At 67.3% G+C, this 16,150-nt stretch carries 12 protein-coding genes; 1 reads left to right on the forward strand and 11 read right to left on the reverse strand.

Annotated features, from left to right (window positions below; translation table 11 throughout):
* Positions 1–291: 291 nt before the first annotated feature.
* Together OG609_RS08630 and galE are read right to left on the reverse strand one after the other, a co-directional pair.
* Positions 292–1,401, reverse strand: a complete 1,110-nt coding sequence (locus OG609_RS08630) for a hypothetical protein (protein WP_327272272.1) — start codon at positions 1,399–1,401, stop codon at positions 292–294.
* A gap of 107 nt (positions 1,402–1,508) precedes the next feature.
* A complete protein-coding gene (gene galE / locus OG609_RS08635) occupies positions 1,509–2,495 on the reverse strand; it encodes a UDP-glucose 4-epimerase GalE (protein WP_114247269.1) in 987 nt (328 codons plus the stop codon).
* Between the two features lie 181 nt (positions 2,496–2,676).
* Here galE and OG609_RS08640 point away from each other — a divergent pair, with 181 nt between their 5' ends.
* Positions 2,677–3,783: an LCP family protein gene (locus tag OG609_RS08640; protein ID WP_327272273.1), complete on the forward strand. Its 1,107-nt coding sequence runs from the start codon at positions 2,677–2,679 to the stop codon at positions 3,781–3,783.
* Positions 3,784–3,851: 68 nt separating this feature from the next.
* On the opposite strand, the gene OG609_RS08645 is transcribed toward OG609_RS08640, so the two are convergent.
* The 9 genes from OG609_RS08645 to ngcE form a co-directional block, all read right to left on the reverse strand.
* Positions 3,852–5,363 carry an amino acid permease gene (locus OG609_RS08645; RefSeq protein ID WP_327272274.1) on the reverse strand — a complete coding sequence of 504 codons (1,512 nt, stop codon included), beginning with the start codon at positions 5,361–5,363 and terminating at the stop codon, positions 3,852–3,854.
* A 174-nt stretch (positions 5,364–5,537) separates the two neighbouring features.
* Positions 5,538–7,460 carry a 1-deoxy-D-xylulose-5-phosphate synthase gene (gene dxs / locus OG609_RS08650; protein ID WP_327272275.1) on the reverse strand — a complete coding sequence of 641 codons (1,923 nt, stop codon included), beginning with the start codon at positions 7,458–7,460 and terminating at the stop codon, positions 5,538–5,540.
* Between the two features lie 167 nt (positions 7,461–7,627).
* Positions 7,628–8,941 carry a sugar ABC transporter permease gene (locus OG609_RS08655; protein ID WP_327272276.1) on the reverse strand — a complete coding sequence of 438 codons (1,314 nt, stop codon included), beginning with the start codon at positions 8,939–8,941 and terminating at the stop codon, positions 7,628–7,630.
* Positions 8,938–9,732, reverse strand: a complete 795-nt coding sequence (locus OG609_RS08660) for an ATP-binding cassette domain-containing protein (protein ID WP_327277980.1) — start codon at positions 9,730–9,732, stop codon at positions 8,938–8,940. The genes OG609_RS08655 and OG609_RS08660 overlap by 4 nt, the downstream gene beginning before the upstream one ends.
* Positions 9,733–10,011: 279 nt before the next feature.
* Positions 10,012–11,109, reverse strand: coding sequence for a substrate-binding domain-containing protein (locus OG609_RS08665; RefSeq protein WP_442817952.1), 1,098 nt, complete (start codon positions 11,107–11,109; stop codon positions 10,012–10,014).
* A 123-nt stretch (positions 11,110–11,232) separates the two neighbouring features.
* A complete protein-coding gene (locus OG609_RS08670) occupies positions 11,233–12,432 on the reverse strand; it encodes an ROK family transcriptional regulator (protein ID WP_327272277.1) in 1,200 nt (399 codons plus the stop codon).
* A gap of 198 nt (positions 12,433–12,630) precedes the next feature.
* On the reverse strand, positions 12,631–13,548 hold the full coding sequence (locus OG609_RS08675) for a carbohydrate ABC transporter permease (RefSeq protein ID WP_327272278.1): 918 nt from the start codon (positions 13,546–13,548) through the stop codon (positions 12,631–12,633).
* Between the two features lie 91 nt (positions 13,549–13,639).
* The gene (locus tag OG609_RS08680) at positions 13,640–14,563 is read right to left on the reverse strand and encodes a carbohydrate ABC transporter permease (protein ID WP_327272279.1); all 924 of its coding nucleotides are present in this window, start codon (positions 14,561–14,563) and stop codon (positions 13,640–13,642) included.
* 50 nt (positions 14,564–14,613) lie between these two features.
* The gene (ngcE, locus tag OG609_RS08685; RefSeq protein WP_327272280.1) at positions 14,614–16,062 is read right to left on the reverse strand and encodes an N-acetylglucosamine/diacetylchitobiose ABC transporter substrate-binding protein; all 1,449 of its coding nucleotides are present in this window, start codon (positions 16,060–16,062) and stop codon (positions 14,614–14,616) included.
* Positions 16,063–16,150 lie beyond the last annotated feature (88 nt).

A 16,150-nucleotide genomic window follows, 5' to 3' on the forward strand; every position in this document is an offset into this window, starting at 1 on the left:
CTCGTGCCCGGACTGCGGACGGTATTAGACCGAAACCTGTCATCCACCATGCAGACCGCCCCACCGGACGGTCAGACCTGCCCACCCGCGAGCAAGTCACAGAACTTTCACATAAAGAACCGATCAACGTCCAGCCAAAAGAGTGGACATATACGACATGCGAGCGTGAGGAATCCCACCGGTTACTCGTACAACCTTTTACAACTTCGCGAGAACATCACATGACATCGAGGTGACGCACCTATGTCGCCCGGCACCCTGGAAGGCGATCCGGGACGCTCCCCCGGAGGGTCACAGCCGGTGCCAGTGCGGCGAGAGCGTGAGCCCGGGCCCCGCTTCCTGCCGGGCGACGGACACGACCCCGTCCCGCCCGCGAATCGCTACGACGACGCGACCGTGTCCGTCGAGGGCGAGCGCGGGGTCACCGACGCACTCCTCGGTGGTGTCCGACCACCAGACGCCGTGCTGCTCCCCCTCGGTACCGCAGACCCCGATCAGCAGAGTGCCACCCGCCCCGCGCTGCGCCAGAACCGTGCAGTCGTAACCGTCGAGCGGGGTGCGCAGCGCCACGACTGCGCCGTCCCCGGGGTACCCGCCCACCGGCACGGGCCAGGCGCCCGCCCGGTAGGCGACGACCCCTGCCGTGTTCGCATCGGTCCAGTAGTAGGTGAGGCGGTCCGGCGCCGTCTCCAGCGCCGTAACGGAACCCGTCAGCGCATAGAACTGCAAGGGCGGGGCGATCTGCAGCGGGCCGTCCGGATCATCCTGACGCCACTGCTGCACCCCGCGATCGCTGGGCGCGAAGACCTCCACGAGCCCGCTCGAGGTCACCGACGGCACAAGTTCGGCGGCGAGCCCGACCCCCTTGAGGTCCTGCCAGGCTCCCCATTTACCGCCCTTCCCCTCGCGGCGCACCTGTAGTCCGCGACCCGCGTTGCGCACGAAGACGAAGACAGTGCCCTGCGCGTCGACTGCCCCGGCCGGCGCACCGACCTTCCGACCCGCCTCCCGGTCACGGTAGAAGTTGCCGAGGGAGCGCCATTCGGTGACGGGACGACCGGTCTGGTACTGGATGGCGTGCACGAAGTCCACGCCCGGCCCCTCGGAACCACGGCGCTCACGCCGCCCGAGGAAGTGCACGTAGGAGTCGGCACCCTGAACGACGGTCAGGTCCGTCAGGTCCGCGATCGGCACGAACTCCGGGCCGTCCCACCGGTCCCCGCCCGGACTCCGCTGCGTCCAGCGCAACAGACCGCCGTCCGTGCGGGCGTAGAGCGTGAGCCTGCCGTCCCTGCCGAGCGGCATCCAGCGGCCACGCGGCGTTCCGGAGACCTGGTGGCACCCGGACGACGGGACGAGAGGGCGGGCACTGCTCGCGGAGTCCGGTCCTCTTCTCCGCATGACCCGCAACACCCTCTCTGCCTCACCGGTTCTTCATCCTGCCCTCACGGGGCCGACACATCATATGCTCAGCGTCACCCCGCCCCGGCGGGTCGTCGACGCTCGGTTCAGCGCCGCGCCTGCGGCATCCGCAGACACCACCCGGCCCATGCCGAAGCGACCATGGCACGCGCATCGTGCTGCGCGTGCCAACCCAGCTCGCCGCGGATGCGGTCGGCGGCGGCCACGACGCGGGCAGGGTCACCGGCCCGGCGCGGGGCGCTCACGGGTGTGGCGGCGGCACCGTATCCGGTCACTTCCCCGATCAGTTCGATCATCTCCCGCACGGAGACACCCTCCCCGCGGCCGATGTTGACGGTCAGGTCGGTGCCCGGCTCACGGTCGAGGAGTGCTCGCGCCGCGGCCAGGTGCGCCGAGGCGATGTCGGCGACGTGGATGAAGTCGCGCACGCAGGTGCCGTCCTCGGTGTCGTAGTCGTCACCGAACACCACCGGCGCCTCGCCCCGCGTGAGTTTCTCGAAAACCATGGGCACCAGGTTGAAGACGCCCGTGTCGGCGAGGGCCGGTGTAGCCGCGCCGGCAACGTTGAAGTACCGCATCGAGGCGGTGGCGATGCCGTGCGCCTTCCCTGCGGCGCGCACCATCCATTCGCCCGTCAGCTTGGTCTCGCCGTAGGGGTTGATCGGGGCGCACGGAGTCGTCTCCGTCACCACCGGTACGTCGGGCATTCCGTAGACGGCCGCCGACGAGGAAAAGAGGAACGCCCGCACCTCACTGTCGGCCACGGCCTCCAGCAGGGTCTGCAGGCCCTGCACGTTCTCCCGGTAGTAGAACAGCGGGCGCTCGACGGACTCCGCCACCTGCTTCTTCGCGGCGAGGTGGACCACCCCCCGCACCGGCAGTTCCGCCAGGGTGCTCCGCAGCAGTGCCGCGTCGAGCGTCGATCCCTGGACGAACGGGACATCCGCGGGCACGCGCGAGCGGTCGCCCGTCGAGAGATCGTCGTACACGACGACCGACTCACCGGCCTCGCGCATAGCGCGGACGACATGCGCCCCGATGAAGCCCGCACCACCCGTGATCAACCAAGTCATGAACGAATAGTAGTTCGAGCAGCACAGAACACGATTCCGGGGGCCAAAACACCCATTCGCACGATCCTCTGTTCTATAGTGCACGCTCAGTCATGCATGCACGGACCGGCCACACCCCCCACCCGAGTCCCACGCACTTCACAGCCCACCTCGGGCCATGAGATTTGAGGACTCGACCAGGATGAGCCACGACGCCATGACACAGGGCACGCACGACGGTCGCCCGGCCTCCGGTGACGGCGGACGGAAGCAGCGGGGAGCCCCTCGCAAGCGCCGCCGCGGCCTCAAGATCACCCTCAGCGTCCTGCTCATCCTGCTGCTCGCCGGCGGCGGCACCGTCTACTGGCTCTACAGCAGCCTCGACGGGAACATCAAGGGCGTCGACATCGACAAGGCGCTCGGCGACGACCGCCCCGAGAAGCTGCCGACCAGCGGTCAGAACCTGCTGGTGCTCGGCTCCGACTCCCGGGCCGGTGCCGAGAACAAGGAGCTGGGCGGCGGCGGAAACGTCAGCGGCGCCCGGTCCGACACCGCGATGGTGGTGCACATTCCCGAGGGCCGTACCAAGGCCGTCGCCGTGTCCATACCCCGTGACACCCTGGTGACCCGGCCCGAGTGCACGAAGGCCGACGGCTCGGCCGTTCCGTCGGCGAACCGCGTGATGTTCAACTCCGTCTATTCGCAGGTCGGTCCGGCCTGTGTGGTCAAGACCGTCGAGAAGATGTCCAAGGTCCGGATCGACCACTACCTGGAGATCAACTTCGCCGGGTTCAAGGATCTGGTCGACGCGATCGGCGGCGTCACGGTCGATGTTCCGCAGGACATCCACGACAAGTCGTCCGGCCTCGACCTCACCGCGGGGCCGCACAAGCTCGACGGCACCCAGTCGCTCGCGTACGTACGCACCCGGCACGGCATCGGGGACGGCAGTGACCTCGGCCGGATCGGCCTGCAGCAGCAGTTCCTGCTGGCGCTGCTGAGCGAGGTCAAGTCGCAGGATCTGCTGAGCAGCCCGACGAACACGTACAAGATCGCCAACTCGGCGACCAAGTCGCTGACGACCGACGACGGTCTCGCCTCGCTGACGTCGCTCTCGAAGTTCGCCCGGTCGATGAACGGCGTGGACCCGGGCACCATGGAAACGATCATGCTGCCGGTGGCGTACGACAAGCAGGACCCCAACCGCGTGGTGGCGGCCCAGCCGCAGGCCGACGACCTCTGGACGGCCATCCGCAAGGACGGCACGATCCCGGAGTCCGCGAAGAAGTCCCCCGCCACCGGCGGCTGACGGAGCGGGGCGCGGCCGGGACATGACGCTCCGTCGCGTACCGACGGACCTGTCGCGTACCGACGGAGCTACGGCCGGCCGACGGGCTCGTTGATCCGGCTGTGCCCGCGCCCGTACGCGAAGTAGATGACCACGCCGATGGCCATCCAGATGGCGAACCGCAGCCAGGTCTCGGCCGGCAGATTGAGCATCAGCCAGACCGAGGCGGCCACCGAGAGGATCGGGATCAGCGGCACCCACGGGGTGCGGAACGCGCGGTGCAGATCTGGGCGGGTGCGGCGCAGCACCATGACGCCCAGGGCCACGACGACGAACGCGAAGAGCGTGCCGATGTTCACCAGCGTCGCCAGTTCGTTGATGCTCGTGAAGCCCGCGACGATCGCGATGATCACGCCGAGCAGGATGGTCGGGCGGTACGGGGTGCGGAAGCGGGGGTGCGTCACGGAGAAGAACCTCGGGAGCAGACCGTCGCGGCTCATCGCGAAGAACACCCGGGTCTGTCCGAGCAGCAGGATCAGACAGACCGTGGTGAGGCCGATCGCTGCGCCGAAGCTGATGAATCCCGCGTAGACGGGATGGCCGACGGCCTTGAAGGCATCGGCAAGCGGGGCCTCGACCGACAGCTCGCTGTAGTGCTGCATGCCCGTGACCACCAGTGACACGGCGACATAGAGCACAGTGCAGATGAAGAGCGAAGCGAGGATGCCACGTGGCATGTCACGTTGCGGAACCTTCGTCTCCTCGGCGGCGGTGGCCACCACGTCGAAGCCGATGAAGGCGAAGAAGACGACGGAGGCGGCGGTGAAGATGCCAAGGACGCCGAAGTTCGTGGGCGCATAGCCGAAGATCAGCTGGATCAGCGGCGCGGTCAGCCCGGAACCGGAGGGCTGTGGCTGTGCCTCGGGGATGAACGGCGAGTAGTTGGCGGCCTTGACGAAGAACAGTCCCGCGATGATCACGACCAGGACCACGGCGATCTTGATGGCGACCACAATGGTGGTGACCCGGGCGGAGAGCTTCATACCGAGCACCAGCACGACGGTCAGGACGAGTACCAGGGCGAAGGCCAGGATGTCGAAGCCGAATCCTTTCGCCACATCGGGTCCGGAGAGCACTTCGGGCATGCTCCAGCCGAAGTTGCCCATCAGCGAGCGGACATAACCGGACCAGCCGACCGCCACCACCGCCGTGCCGAGTGCGAACTCCAGCACCAGGTCCCAGCCGATGATCCAGGCGATCAGTTCGCCGAGAGAAGCGTACGAGAAGGTGTACGCGGAGCCGGCGACCGGGACGGTGGAGGCGAACTCGGCGTAGCAGAGCGCGGCCAGGGCGCAGACGATGGCCGCGGCCACGAAGGCGAGGGCGGTGGCGGGGCCCGCGGTCTCCTTGGCCACCTTGCCCGTGAGCACGAAGATGCCGGTGCCGATGATGACGCCCACTCCGAAGACTGTGAGGTCCAGCGCGGAGAGGGACTTCTTGAGCGCGTGCTCCGGCTCCTCGGTATCGCGGATGGACTGTTCGACCGTCTTGGTTCGGAACAGTCCGCCACTGCTGGGTGGTGTGTCCTGCTGGGCAGTCACCGGCGTACCTCCACGCACTCGTCGTGTACGCCATGATTGGGACCGTATTTGCGGCGCAGAGCTCCGCACCGGGCGATTTCACGCGAATGGGCCGGTCGGACCACTCGTACAGGGTGGTCCGACCGGCCCATTGGCCGTATCGCGTACCGGCCGCGAGGACCGGGGTCGAACGGGTCAGTCGCGGACGGGCTCGATCACGGAGTTGCTGTCCGTGTCGTAGCGGCCGTCCAGCTTGGCGACCAGGCCGGTGACCTGACGGGCGATGTCCGGCGCGGTCAGTCCGATCTCGGCCATGACTTCCGCGCGGGAGGCGTGGTCGAGGAAGCGCGGCGGGATGCCGAAGTCGCGCAGCGGTACATCCACCCCGGCGTCTCGCAGCGCCTGGGCGACGGCGGAGCCGACGCCGCCGGCCCGGCTGTTGTCCTCGACGGTGACGACGACGCGGTGCTGCTCGGCGAGCGGGGCCATGGCCTCGTCGACGGGCTTGACCCAGCGCGGGTCGACGACCGTCGTCGTGATGCCCTGGGCGTCCAGCAGGTCTGCGATCTCCAGGCACATCGGGGCGAGCGCACCGACGGAGACCAGGAGGACGTCCGGCCGGATGGTGCCGGGCTCGCGCAGGACGTCCATGCCGCCGACCCGGCCGACGGCCTTGACCGCCGGGCCGACCGCGCCCTTGGAGAAGCGGACCACGGTCGGGGCGTCGTCGACCTCGACGGCCTCGCGCAACTGGGCGCGGACCTGATCGGCATCGCGCGGGGCGGCGATCCGGAGGGTGGGCACGCACTGCAGGATCGACATGTCCCACATGCCGTTGTGCGAGGCACCGTCCGTGCCGGTGACACCGGCACGGTCCAGGACGAACGTCACACCGCACTTGTGCAGGGCGACATCCATGAGGACCTGGTCGAAGGCGCGGTTGAGGAAGGTGGCGTACACCGCGAAGACGGGGTGCAGTCCGCCGGTGGCGAGGCCGGCCGCGGAGACCGCGCCGTGCTGCTCGGCGATGCCGACGTCGTAGATCCGGTCCGGGAACGCCTTCTCGAACTTGGTCAGGCCGACCGGCTGGAGCATGGCCGCGGTGATCGCGACGATGTCCTCGCGCTCCTTGCCGAGCTTGACCATCTCCTCGCCGAAGACGGAGGTCCAGTCGAGGCCCGAGGTGGCGACCGGGAGGCCGGTGTCGGGGTGGATCTTGCCGACGGCGTGGAAGCGGTCGGCCTCGTCGAGCAGGGCGGGGGTGTAGCCGCGGCCCTTCTCGGTGAGGCAGTGCACGATGACGGGCCCGCCGAAGCGCTTGGCGCGCTGGAGCGCGGACTCCAGGGCCTCGATGTCGTGGCCGTCGATCGGGCCGACATACTTCAGGCCGAGGTCCTCGAACATGCCCTGCGGGGCGATGAAGTCCTTCAGCCCCTTCTTGGCGCCGTGCAGCGTCTCGTACAGCGGCTTCCCGACGACGGGGGTGCGCCCCAGGATGTCCTTGCCGCGGGCCAGGAAGCGCTCGTAACCGTCGGTGGTGCGCAGGGTGGCGAGGTGGTTGGCGAGGCCGCCGATGGTCGGGGCGTAGGAACGCTCGTTGTCGTTGACGACGATGACGAGGGGGCGGTCCTTGGCGGCGGCGATGTTGTTCAGCGCCTCCCAGGCCATACCGCCGGTGAGCGCGCCGTCGCCGATGACCGCGACGACGTGGTCGTCCTTCTTCAGCACCTCGTTGGCCTTGGCGAGGCCATCGGCCCAGCCGAGCACGGTGGAGGCGTGCGAGTTCTCGATGATGTCGTGTTCGGACTCGGCGCGCGAGGGGTAGCCGGAGAGGCCGCCCTTGCTCTTGAGCTTCGAAAAGTCCTGGCGACCGGTGAGGAGCTTGTGCACATAGCTCTGGTGACCGGTGTCGAACAGCACCTTGTCCTTCGGCGAATCGAAGACCCGGTGCAGAGCGATGGTCAGCTCGACCACGCCCAGGTTGGGGCCGAGGTGGCCGCCGGTCTTCGATACGGCGTCGACGAGGAAGGTCCGGATCTCTTCGGCGAGCTGGTCCAGCTGCTCGGGAGTGAGCCGGTCCAGGTCGCGCGGTCCACCGATGCGGGTCAGCAGAGCCACCCGTTCCTCCTTGCGTTGAGCTGGTCGAGCATGCCGATCCGATGAGTCTAGTGTTCCGCCCGTCGTGGCAGGCATCGGGCAGGGGGTGTGCAGTCACACCCCTCCCCGCAGCCGACAGTGCCCGGCGCCTGATCGGGCGCCGGGCACTGGATCGGGCGGGCGTGATGTTACGCGCGACCTGCGGTCTTCTGGGTGCGGCGGGAGACCGAGTCGATGACCACGGCGGCCAGCAGAACCGCGCCGGTGATCATGTACTGAATGGCGTTGGCCATACCGATCATGTTCAGGCCCTGCTGGATCGACTGGATCACGATCATGCCGAGCAGCGCGGACCAGACCTTGCCCCGGCCTCCGAAGAGGCTGGTGCCGCCGATGACGGCGGCGGCGATGACCAGCATCAGTGTGTTGCCGCCGCCGACGCTCTTGGTGGCGCCGCCGGAGAGGCTGGCGATGAAGAGGCCGCCGAAGGCACCCAGCGTGCCGGACAGGGCGAAGACGGTGATCCGGACCCGGTCGACGTTGATACCGGCACGGCGCGCGGCCTCCGGGTTACCGCCGACCGCGAAGACCTGACGGCCGAAGCTCGTGCGCCGGGCGACGAAGTCCGCGACGACCAGGACGGCGAGGAAGAGCACCAGGGCGAGCGGCAGGCCACGGGCGCCCTCGGGTTCGTTCAGGACATACGCGACGACGAAGCACAGGACCGCGACGACGGCGGTGCGCAGCACGACCTCGCTGGTTGGCCGGGCGGGCAGGCCTGCGGCCTTGCGGCGCCTGCTGTCCACCAGGAGCGAGGCGGCGTACGCGAGGACGGCGACCAGGGCGAGTCCGTAGCCGGCGGCCTTGTCCTCGAAGAAGTAGTTGGTCAGGTTCTCGACAGTGCTGCCGGACGGTGTGTTGATCGAGCCTTCCCCGCCCATCATCCAGTCCTGAAGACCGCTCCAGCCGAGGAAGCCCGCCAGGGTGACGACGAACGCCGGTACACCGATCTTGGCGAAGAAGAAGCCGTGCAGCGCACCGAGAGCCATTCCGGAGAGCACGGCGACGGTGATCGCGAGCCACTCGTTCCAGCCGTTGTTGACGTTGAGTACGGCCCAGACGGCCGCGCCGACGCCGGCGACGGAGCCGACCGAGAGGTCGATCTCGCCGAGCAGCAGGACGAACACGATGCCGACCGCCATGATGCCGAGGCCGGAGCTGTAGACCGCGATGTTGGCGACGGAACTGGCGGAGAGGAAGTTGCTGTTCTGGAACTGGAAGACGATCGCGATGACGATCAGGCCGACGAAGACCGGCAGGGAGCCCAGCTCACCACCACGTACCTTGCGGGTGAACTCCGACCAGTAGCCCTTGAAGCCCTCTTCGCGTACGAGGAGCCGCGGGTCCACGGCGGAGGTCGGGGCTGCCGACTGCTCGGCGGCCGGTGCCGTGGCGGCGGGCTTCTCGGTGGAAGTCCCGGGGGTCTTGGCGAGGTCGCTCACTTCGCGTCCTCCTTCGTGGCTGTGCGTACCTGGCGGCGCGTGACGGCATTGTCCGTGGCGCCGGTGATCGCGGCGATGATCTCTTCGTGGGAGGTGCTCGCGACGTCGAAGACACCGTTGTTGCGGCCCAGGCGGAGCACCGCGACCTTGTCCGCGACGGCGCGCACGTCGGCCATGTTGTGGCTGATGAGGATGACGCCGTGGCCACGCTCGCGCAGCCGCTCGACCAGGTCGAGGACCTGGGCGGTCTGTTCGACGCCGAGGGCCGCGGTCGGCTCGTCCAGGATGACGACCTTGGGGTCGCCGATCAGGGCGCGGGCGATGGCCACGACCTGGCGCTGACCACCGGAGAGCGAGGCGACCGGGATACGGACACTGGGGATCCGGATGGACAGCGTGTCCAGCAGTTCCTTGGCGCGCTTCTCCATCGCGATCTCGTCGAGGACGGAGACCTTGCGCAGTTCGCTGCCGAGGAAGAGGTTGGCGACGACATCGAGGTTGTCGCAGAGGGCCAAGTCCTGGTAGACGGTGGCGACTCCGAGCTCCTGGGCGTCGTTCGGCCGGTTGATCCGGACCGTCTCGCCCTCCCACTCGATGGCGCCTTCGTCGATCGGGTGGACACCCGAAATGGTCTTGACGAGGGTCGACTTGCCGGCGCCGTTGTCGCCGACCAGGGCAACCACTTCGCCGGGGTGAATCTCCAGGTCCACGTCGGTGAGCGCCTGGACGGCGCCGAACCGCTTGGAGATTCCGCGCAACGCCAGCACGGGCGTAGCGGACACGTGAATCATCTCCTTCGCCGCCTGACCGGCGGGGATGGTGCTGCTGAGCACAGGGGGTAGGGCCGTCGTCCGACCGCTGTCCTGCCCCGGAGGGCCGTCGCTCGACAGACGGCGGGGTGACGACGTGCCCCCAGGTCCCGTCGTCGGGACGCCGTCGTCGCCCGAGGAGGCGGCGGCGGTCAGACGACCGGACCTGAGAAGGAGTCCGGCGCCCACCCCCGCTTGCGGGGCGTTGACGGGGCGGGTGCCGGACTGGCAGAGGTGCCCGGGGGAGCTTGTCCTCGGGTGCTACTTGATGCCGGCGGCGTCGCAGGCCGCCTTGTACTGGGCGGTGCAGATCTCCTCGACCTTGTAGACCTTGTCCGCGACGATCGTGGAGGCGATGTTCTCCTTGGTCACGACCGAGGCGTCGTACAGCTTCGACGGGGTGCCCTTGAACTCGCCCGAGAGGCTGTCGACCTTGATCGGGGCCAGATCGTCGATCTTCTCGCCCTTGAGCAGCCTGACGGCGATCTCGGCGGTGGTCTCGGCCTCCGGCTTGATCTGCTTGTAGATCGAGAAGGCCTGCTCGCCCGCGATGATGCGCTGCAGACCGGCGAGCTCGGAGTCCTGACCGCCGACCGGAACCTTCACACCCTGCTTCTTCAGGGCCGTGATGATGCCGCCGGCCATGCCGTCGTTGGCGGAGTAGACACCCTGGAAGCCGTCCTTGCCCAGGGAGTCGATGGCCGCTCCCATCTTCTTGTTGGCCTCGTCCGCCGACCAGTCCGGGATGTCCTGCTCGTAGACGACCTTCTTGACCTGCTTGTCGAGGACGCTGTGCGCGCCCTTCTTGAAGAAGGGGGCGTTCGGGTCGGTCGGCGAGCCGTTGATCATGACAACGTTGCTGTCCTTGGCCTTGGCGCCCAGCGCCTTGACCAGCGCCTCACCCTGGAGCTGGCCGATCTTCTCGTTGTCGTACGACACATAGGCGGAGATCGGTCCCTCGGCGAGACGGTCGTACGCGACGACCTTGACGTCCTTCTTCGCGGCCTGCTGGACCCAGGACTTCGCGGCCTTGTAGTCGACGGTGTCGAGGATGATGACCTTCACACCCTGCGTGACGAGCGCGTCGAACTGCTTCTTCTGGGTCTCGGTGTCCCCCGCGGCGTTGTTGTACTTGACCTTGCAGTCGGCGCAGAGCGCCGTGATCTTCGCCTCCATGATGGGGCGGTCGAACGTCTCGTAACGCGTCGTCTTGTTCTCCGGCAGCAGCAGACCGATGGTCTTGCCGTCGCCACCGCTGCCGCTGTCCTTGTCGCCGCCCGCCTTGCCGCAGGCTGCGAGGGAGACGGCCATCGAAACTGCGGCCGTGCCTATGACGATGCGTCGCGTCATTGCGTTCATTGCGGGTTTGCCTCCCTGACGAGGCCGCAGCGTTGCGGCCGAGGTGGCTGGAAGTCAACTCGGCTGCGACGTCAGCGTCAAGGAGTAAATTCTTAACGAGATGACAACGGTGCCATTCGTTATCTAAGTGAAGGCGGGGGCTGTTGACGGCAAAGTGCTTTCCAAAAGGGTTGAATCCCCCATCTCGCTCAGTACCAGGGCCAGCGCGCCCAGCACCTCGGCCCGGCCGCCGAGCGCCCCGGGCAGCACGGAGAGCTGCCTGGCGGCGCTGGGAATGGCATAGCGGGAGACCGAGTCGCGGATCGGTGCGAGCACCAGTTCGCCGGCCTCGGCGAGCGAACCGCCGAGCACCACCCGGCTGGGGTTGAGCAGATTGCAGAGGTTGGCCACCCCGCTGCCGATGTGCCGCCCGACGTCCCCGATCACCCGACGGCAGCCCGGATCGCCCCCGCGGGCCAGCTGGACCACCCGTTCCATGGTGAGATCGGGTCCGTGACTGGGCTGGAGCAGTGGCAGGACGTATCGCGCGGCTGTGAACGTCTCCAGGCACCCCCGGTTGCCGCAGCGGCAGACCGGGCCCGATTCGTCGAGCGTGATGTGCCCGATCTCGCCGGCCGTGCCGCCCGGCCCCCGGTAGATGTGCCCGTCGATCACCAGACCGGCACCGACACCGCTGGCGACCTTGATGTACGCGAGGTCCTTGACCCCGCGGCCGCTCCCCCAGACCAGCTCGCCGAGCGCCCCGAGGTTGGCGTCGTTGTCGACGTACACCGGAACGCCGAGACGGCCTGCGAGCTCCTCGCTGGGGTTGATGCCCGTCCAGCCCGGCAGGATCGACGTGGAGCCCAGTGTGCCGGACTCGACGTCGATCGGGCCCGGAACACCGAGGCCGACCCCGATCACCTTGTCCGGGCTGATCCCGGTCGTCTCGATCAGTCGTCTGACCAGCCGCTCCGCCCGCCCGAACCCCTCCGCCGCCGAGGCGTCGACATCCATCGGCTCGGACTCCTCGGCGAGCACCTGGTGGGCGAGATTACCGACCGCCACCCTCAGATGCGTATGCCCGAAGTCGACGCCGATCACAATGCCCGCGTCACCGCTGAGCGAGACGCTGCGGGCCCGCCGGCCGCCCGCCGAGGTGGGGGTCACCTCGACCGTGCCGCCGTCCTTCAGTTCGCGAACGATGTTGGAGACGGTGGCCGCTGACAGGCCGGTGCTCCGTGCGATCTCCGCCTGGGTGAGCGAGCCCGCCATGCGTACCGCGCGCACCACCCGCTCAAGGTTGGCGCGATGCAGAGATGTCTGCGAACCCGGAGTCTCCATCGACTCTCTCACTCCTACCGATTTCTCTAACATGTGAACTCTAAGCTGACGTTTTGAGGTGCTCCCCGTCAAGACCTTGAGCATGCGAAGCCTCGGATGAGCACCGCACCCGCGCCCGGGGCGTCCGTCCCGCACACACGAACCGCCCGTCGGCGCATGGCCGACGGGCGGTTCGTGTGTGTACGGAGGGTACGAGTGCTACTTCACCGCACCCGCGGTGAGCCCGGCGACGACCTGGCGCTGGAAGATGATGTAGGCCGCGAGGACCGGCAGCATCGCCATCACCAGACCGGCGAAGAGACCGGACCAGTCACCCTTGTACCCCTGGCTGTTGGCCAGTTCGACCAGGCCCTGGGAGAGCACCCGGTGGTTCGGATCGGTGTTGAGCACCGTCGGCAGCATGTACTGGTTCCACTGCCCGAGGAAGTTGAAGATACCGACGCTGATCAGGCCGGGCTTCGCCATCGGCAGCATCACCTGGAAGAAGGTCCGGGTGTGCGAGGCCCCGTCGATCATCGCCGCCTCCGCCACCGAGCTCGGCAGTGACCGGAAGAACGAGGTGAGGAAGAAGACGGTGAACGGCAGCGAATACGCGATGTAGACCATGATCAGTCCGTGCCGCGTGTTCAGCAGGCCCATGTTGTTCATGACGAAGAACAGCGGGACCAGCGCCAGGATGATCGGGAAACTCATCCCGCCGATGAACAGGTAGTAGAGGAAGCGGTTGCCAGGGAAGTCGAACCGCGCCAGTACGTACGCCGCCATCGACCCGAGCAGCAGGGTTCCGACGAGCGAGCAGCCCACCACCACCACGGTGTTGAAGAAGTAGTCGCTCATGTGCGCCTGGCTCCAGGCGCGCGACCAGTTCTCGAAGTGCAGCTTGTCGGGCAACGCCCACGGCGTCGACAGGATCGAGTCGTCCGTCTTGAAGGACGCCATCACCGCCCAGAGCAGCGGTAGGACGACCAGGATCGCCCAGATGATCAGCACACCGTGCGAGAAGACATTGAGGACCTGGCCCTCGCCGCTCTTCTCCTTGACGGCGGGCGCGGGCGCCTTGGCCACGGGTGCCGGGTCGGCCGCCGGTGCCGCGGGAGGGGTGTCAGTCGTCTTCACGTGTACTCACCTCGTACTGTCGAGCCGGACACGGAGGCCGACCTGTGGTGCCTGCTGGGGGTCCGTGGGCCGTCCCCCGTGAATCGCAGCATCAGAACTCCAGCCGCTCGCGCCGGCCCAGTCGCATCACCACGGCGGCGAAGGCCATGGTGACGATGAGCAGTCCGACACCGATCGTTGTCGCGTATCCGGCCTGCCCGTCACGGAAGGCCGTCTGGTACACGTACAGCGGAAGGACCGTGGTCGAGTAGTCGGGACCACCGGGGCCCACGGTCATGACCTGTACGGCGGTGAACGCCTCCACGCCGAGGGCCAGGATCCCCATGTAGACCCAGCCCGACTGCACCGTGTCCCAGAGCAGCGGAAGCGTGATCCGGAAGAACGTGGTGAAGCGGTTGGCCCCGTCGAGGAGCGCCGCCTCGTAGAAGTCCTTCGGGATGGACGCCATGCCGGCCGAGAAGAGGACGACGAAGAATCCGACCGTCGACCAGACCAGCACCGACATGACGCAGACCAGCGCGAGACTCGGATCGCCCAGCCAGTCCGGCTGGATGGAGCCCAGACCGATTCCCTTCAGTGTCGAATTCAGCATCCCGCTGACGGGGTTGAAGGCGAACTGGAAGAGCAGGGCGACGATGACGATCGAGAGCACCTGCGGGAAGAAATAAGCGATCTTGTAGAAGGACGAGCCCCGCACGCCGGAGACCGCGGCATTCTTGCGCCGCCGGCCTCCGACATTGAGCATGAAGGCGAAGAACAGCGCCAGGCCCAGCGTCACCAGCGGCAGCAGCAGTACGAGCAACACGCTGTGCTGCAACGACTTCCAGAAGACGTCGTCCTTCAGCATCCTCGTGTAGTTGTCGAACCCGACCATCTTGAAGTCCGGGCTCAGGCCGGTCCAGTCCGTGAACGAGTAGTAAATGGACTGGATGAACGGCCAAATGACGAAGACCGCGTACAACGCCAGTGGGACCACCAAGAACCCCACGATGAAACGGTACTTGCCATGCTGCATCGTTTACCGACCCCGATCTTTCCGCGGGTGCCGCCGCTGGTGACGGTTGCTCACTGGTGCTTGTAGTGCTTGATGGACTGATCCTTGGCCGCCGCGTCCGCGAAAGCCTGGATCTTCTTGAGGGTCTCGGCCGGGGTCGCGCGACCGGCCATCATCTCGCCGATACCGGCGACGCCGATCTGCTCCTTCTGGAGCTTCACGTACCAGTCCTGCAGCCGCGGGTTCACCACGTTGTCGCCGGCCTTCTTCAGCGAGTCGACACCGGCCTGCATGGCGGTCGACAGGGTCAGACCGTCGGTGCCGCCGTTGAAGGCGCTGAGCGACTTGACCTGCTTGGTGAAGTTCTTCGACGACTCCTCGGAGAGCATGATGCGCAGCTGCTCCATGCCGCCCTCGGGGTTCTTCGCCTTGGCCGGGACGATGAACGGCTCGCCGCCGGACGCCCAGATGGTGCCGAACGGCATCTTGTCGGACGAGTCGAGGCCGGACGGCGGCGCGACCATCATCTTGAAGTCCTTGGGCGTGGTCGGCGCCGCCTCGTTCTCCACCCACGAGCCGTTCGGGATGAACAGCGCCTTGCCCTTGGTCCACTCGGTCTGCGACTGGATGTGGGTCAGGCCGGGGGTGCCCTTGAGGATGTAGCCCTTCTGGTAGAGCTCGTAGTACGCCTCGAACGCCGCCTTCACCGCGGGGTCCATCCAGGCGTTCGGCTCCAGGTTGTCGATCTTGTCGAGAACCCCCCGGCCACCGATCTTGGCGATGAACGGGTAGAGCGAGAACGGCAGGTAGTACGGGTACTTGCCGGGGTACGTCCAGCCGGCGATGCCCTTCTTCTTCGCCTTCGCGCAGAGGGCGAGCATGTCGTCCCAGTTCTCGGGGTACTGCGCGTCGAGGTTGTCGAGCGCGGTCTGCGAGTACCAGACGCCGTACACGGTGTACGCGTAGTACATGATCCAGACGGGGTCGCCGTCGAACTGCCCCATCTCCAGGACACCCGGGCGCAGCGTGTCGCGGACCTTCTTGGTCGGGTCGTCGATGGACGGGGCGTCCATCAGCGGCGTCAGGTCCAGCAGTTGCTTCTTGCCGACCAGGACACCCATGTCCATCTGCTCGGCGCCGGAGTTGTCGATCAGGTCCGGCGGGGTGCCGCCGTTGAAGCGCGGCTGCAGCTGCGACTGGATCTTCTGGGTCGCGGCGTGCTTGACCTTCGGGGCCTTCGGGAACGCGGCGTTGTACTTCTTCTCCGCGTCGAGGGCGTACTGCTGGCCGAAACCACCGTCGAAGATGACTACCTCTAGGGGAGCCGTCTCGTTGACGCCGAGCGGGTTCGTCTTGCTGGTCTTGCCCTTCTCGACCTTCTTGTCGCTGCCGCTGTCACTGCTCGCACACGCCGACAGGAAGCTCATCGTCGGCACGCTGATCAGGCCGAGTGCGGCAGATCGCTTGATCACATCGCGACGGCCAAGGCCCTCATTCTTGTGGGCGGAGGTGGATCCCATGCTCAAGTCCTCGCCTTCTCCAGGACTCAGGCGGTGTGTACCGGTCGCCCGTCGATATTCGCCAGACAGGCGAAGGGCCCCGCCACCG

This window comes from Streptomyces sp. NBC_01224 (assembly GCF_036002945.1).
Lineage (GTDB): Bacteria > Actinomycetota > Actinomycetes > Streptomycetales > Streptomycetaceae > Streptomyces.

Excerpts from the sequence above, each read along its gene's own strand:
- OG609_RS08630 (WP_327272272.1), bottom strand. The coding sequence starts at position 1,401 with ATGCGGAGAAGAGGACCGGACTCCGCGAGCAGTGCCCGCCCTCTCGTC.
- galE (WP_114247269.1), bottom strand. The coding sequence starts at position 2,495 with ATGACTTGGTTGATCACGGGTGGTGCGGGCTTCATCGGGGCGCATGTC.
- OG609_RS08640 (WP_327272273.1), top strand. The coding sequence starts at position 2,677 with ATGAGCCACGACGCCATGACACAGGGCACGCACGACGGTCGCCCGGCC.
- OG609_RS08660 (WP_327277980.1), bottom strand. The coding sequence starts at position 9,732 with ATGATTCACGTGTCCGCTACGCCCGTGCTGGCGTTGCGCGGAATCTCC.
- OG609_RS08665 (WP_442817952.1), bottom strand. The coding sequence starts at position 11,109 with ATGAACGCAATGACGCGACGCATCGTCATAGGCACGGCCGCAGTTTCG.
- OG609_RS08670 (WP_327272277.1), bottom strand. The coding sequence starts at position 12,432 with ATGGAGACTCCGGGTTCGCAGACATCTCTGCATCGCGCCAACCTTGAG.
- OG609_RS08680 (WP_327272279.1), bottom strand. The coding sequence starts at position 14,563 with ATGCAGCATGGCAAGTACCGTTTCATCGTGGGGTTCTTGGTGGTCCCA.
- ngcE (WP_327272280.1), bottom strand. The coding sequence starts at position 16,062 with ATGGGATCCACCTCCGCCCACAAGAATGAGGGCCTTGGCCGTCGCGAT.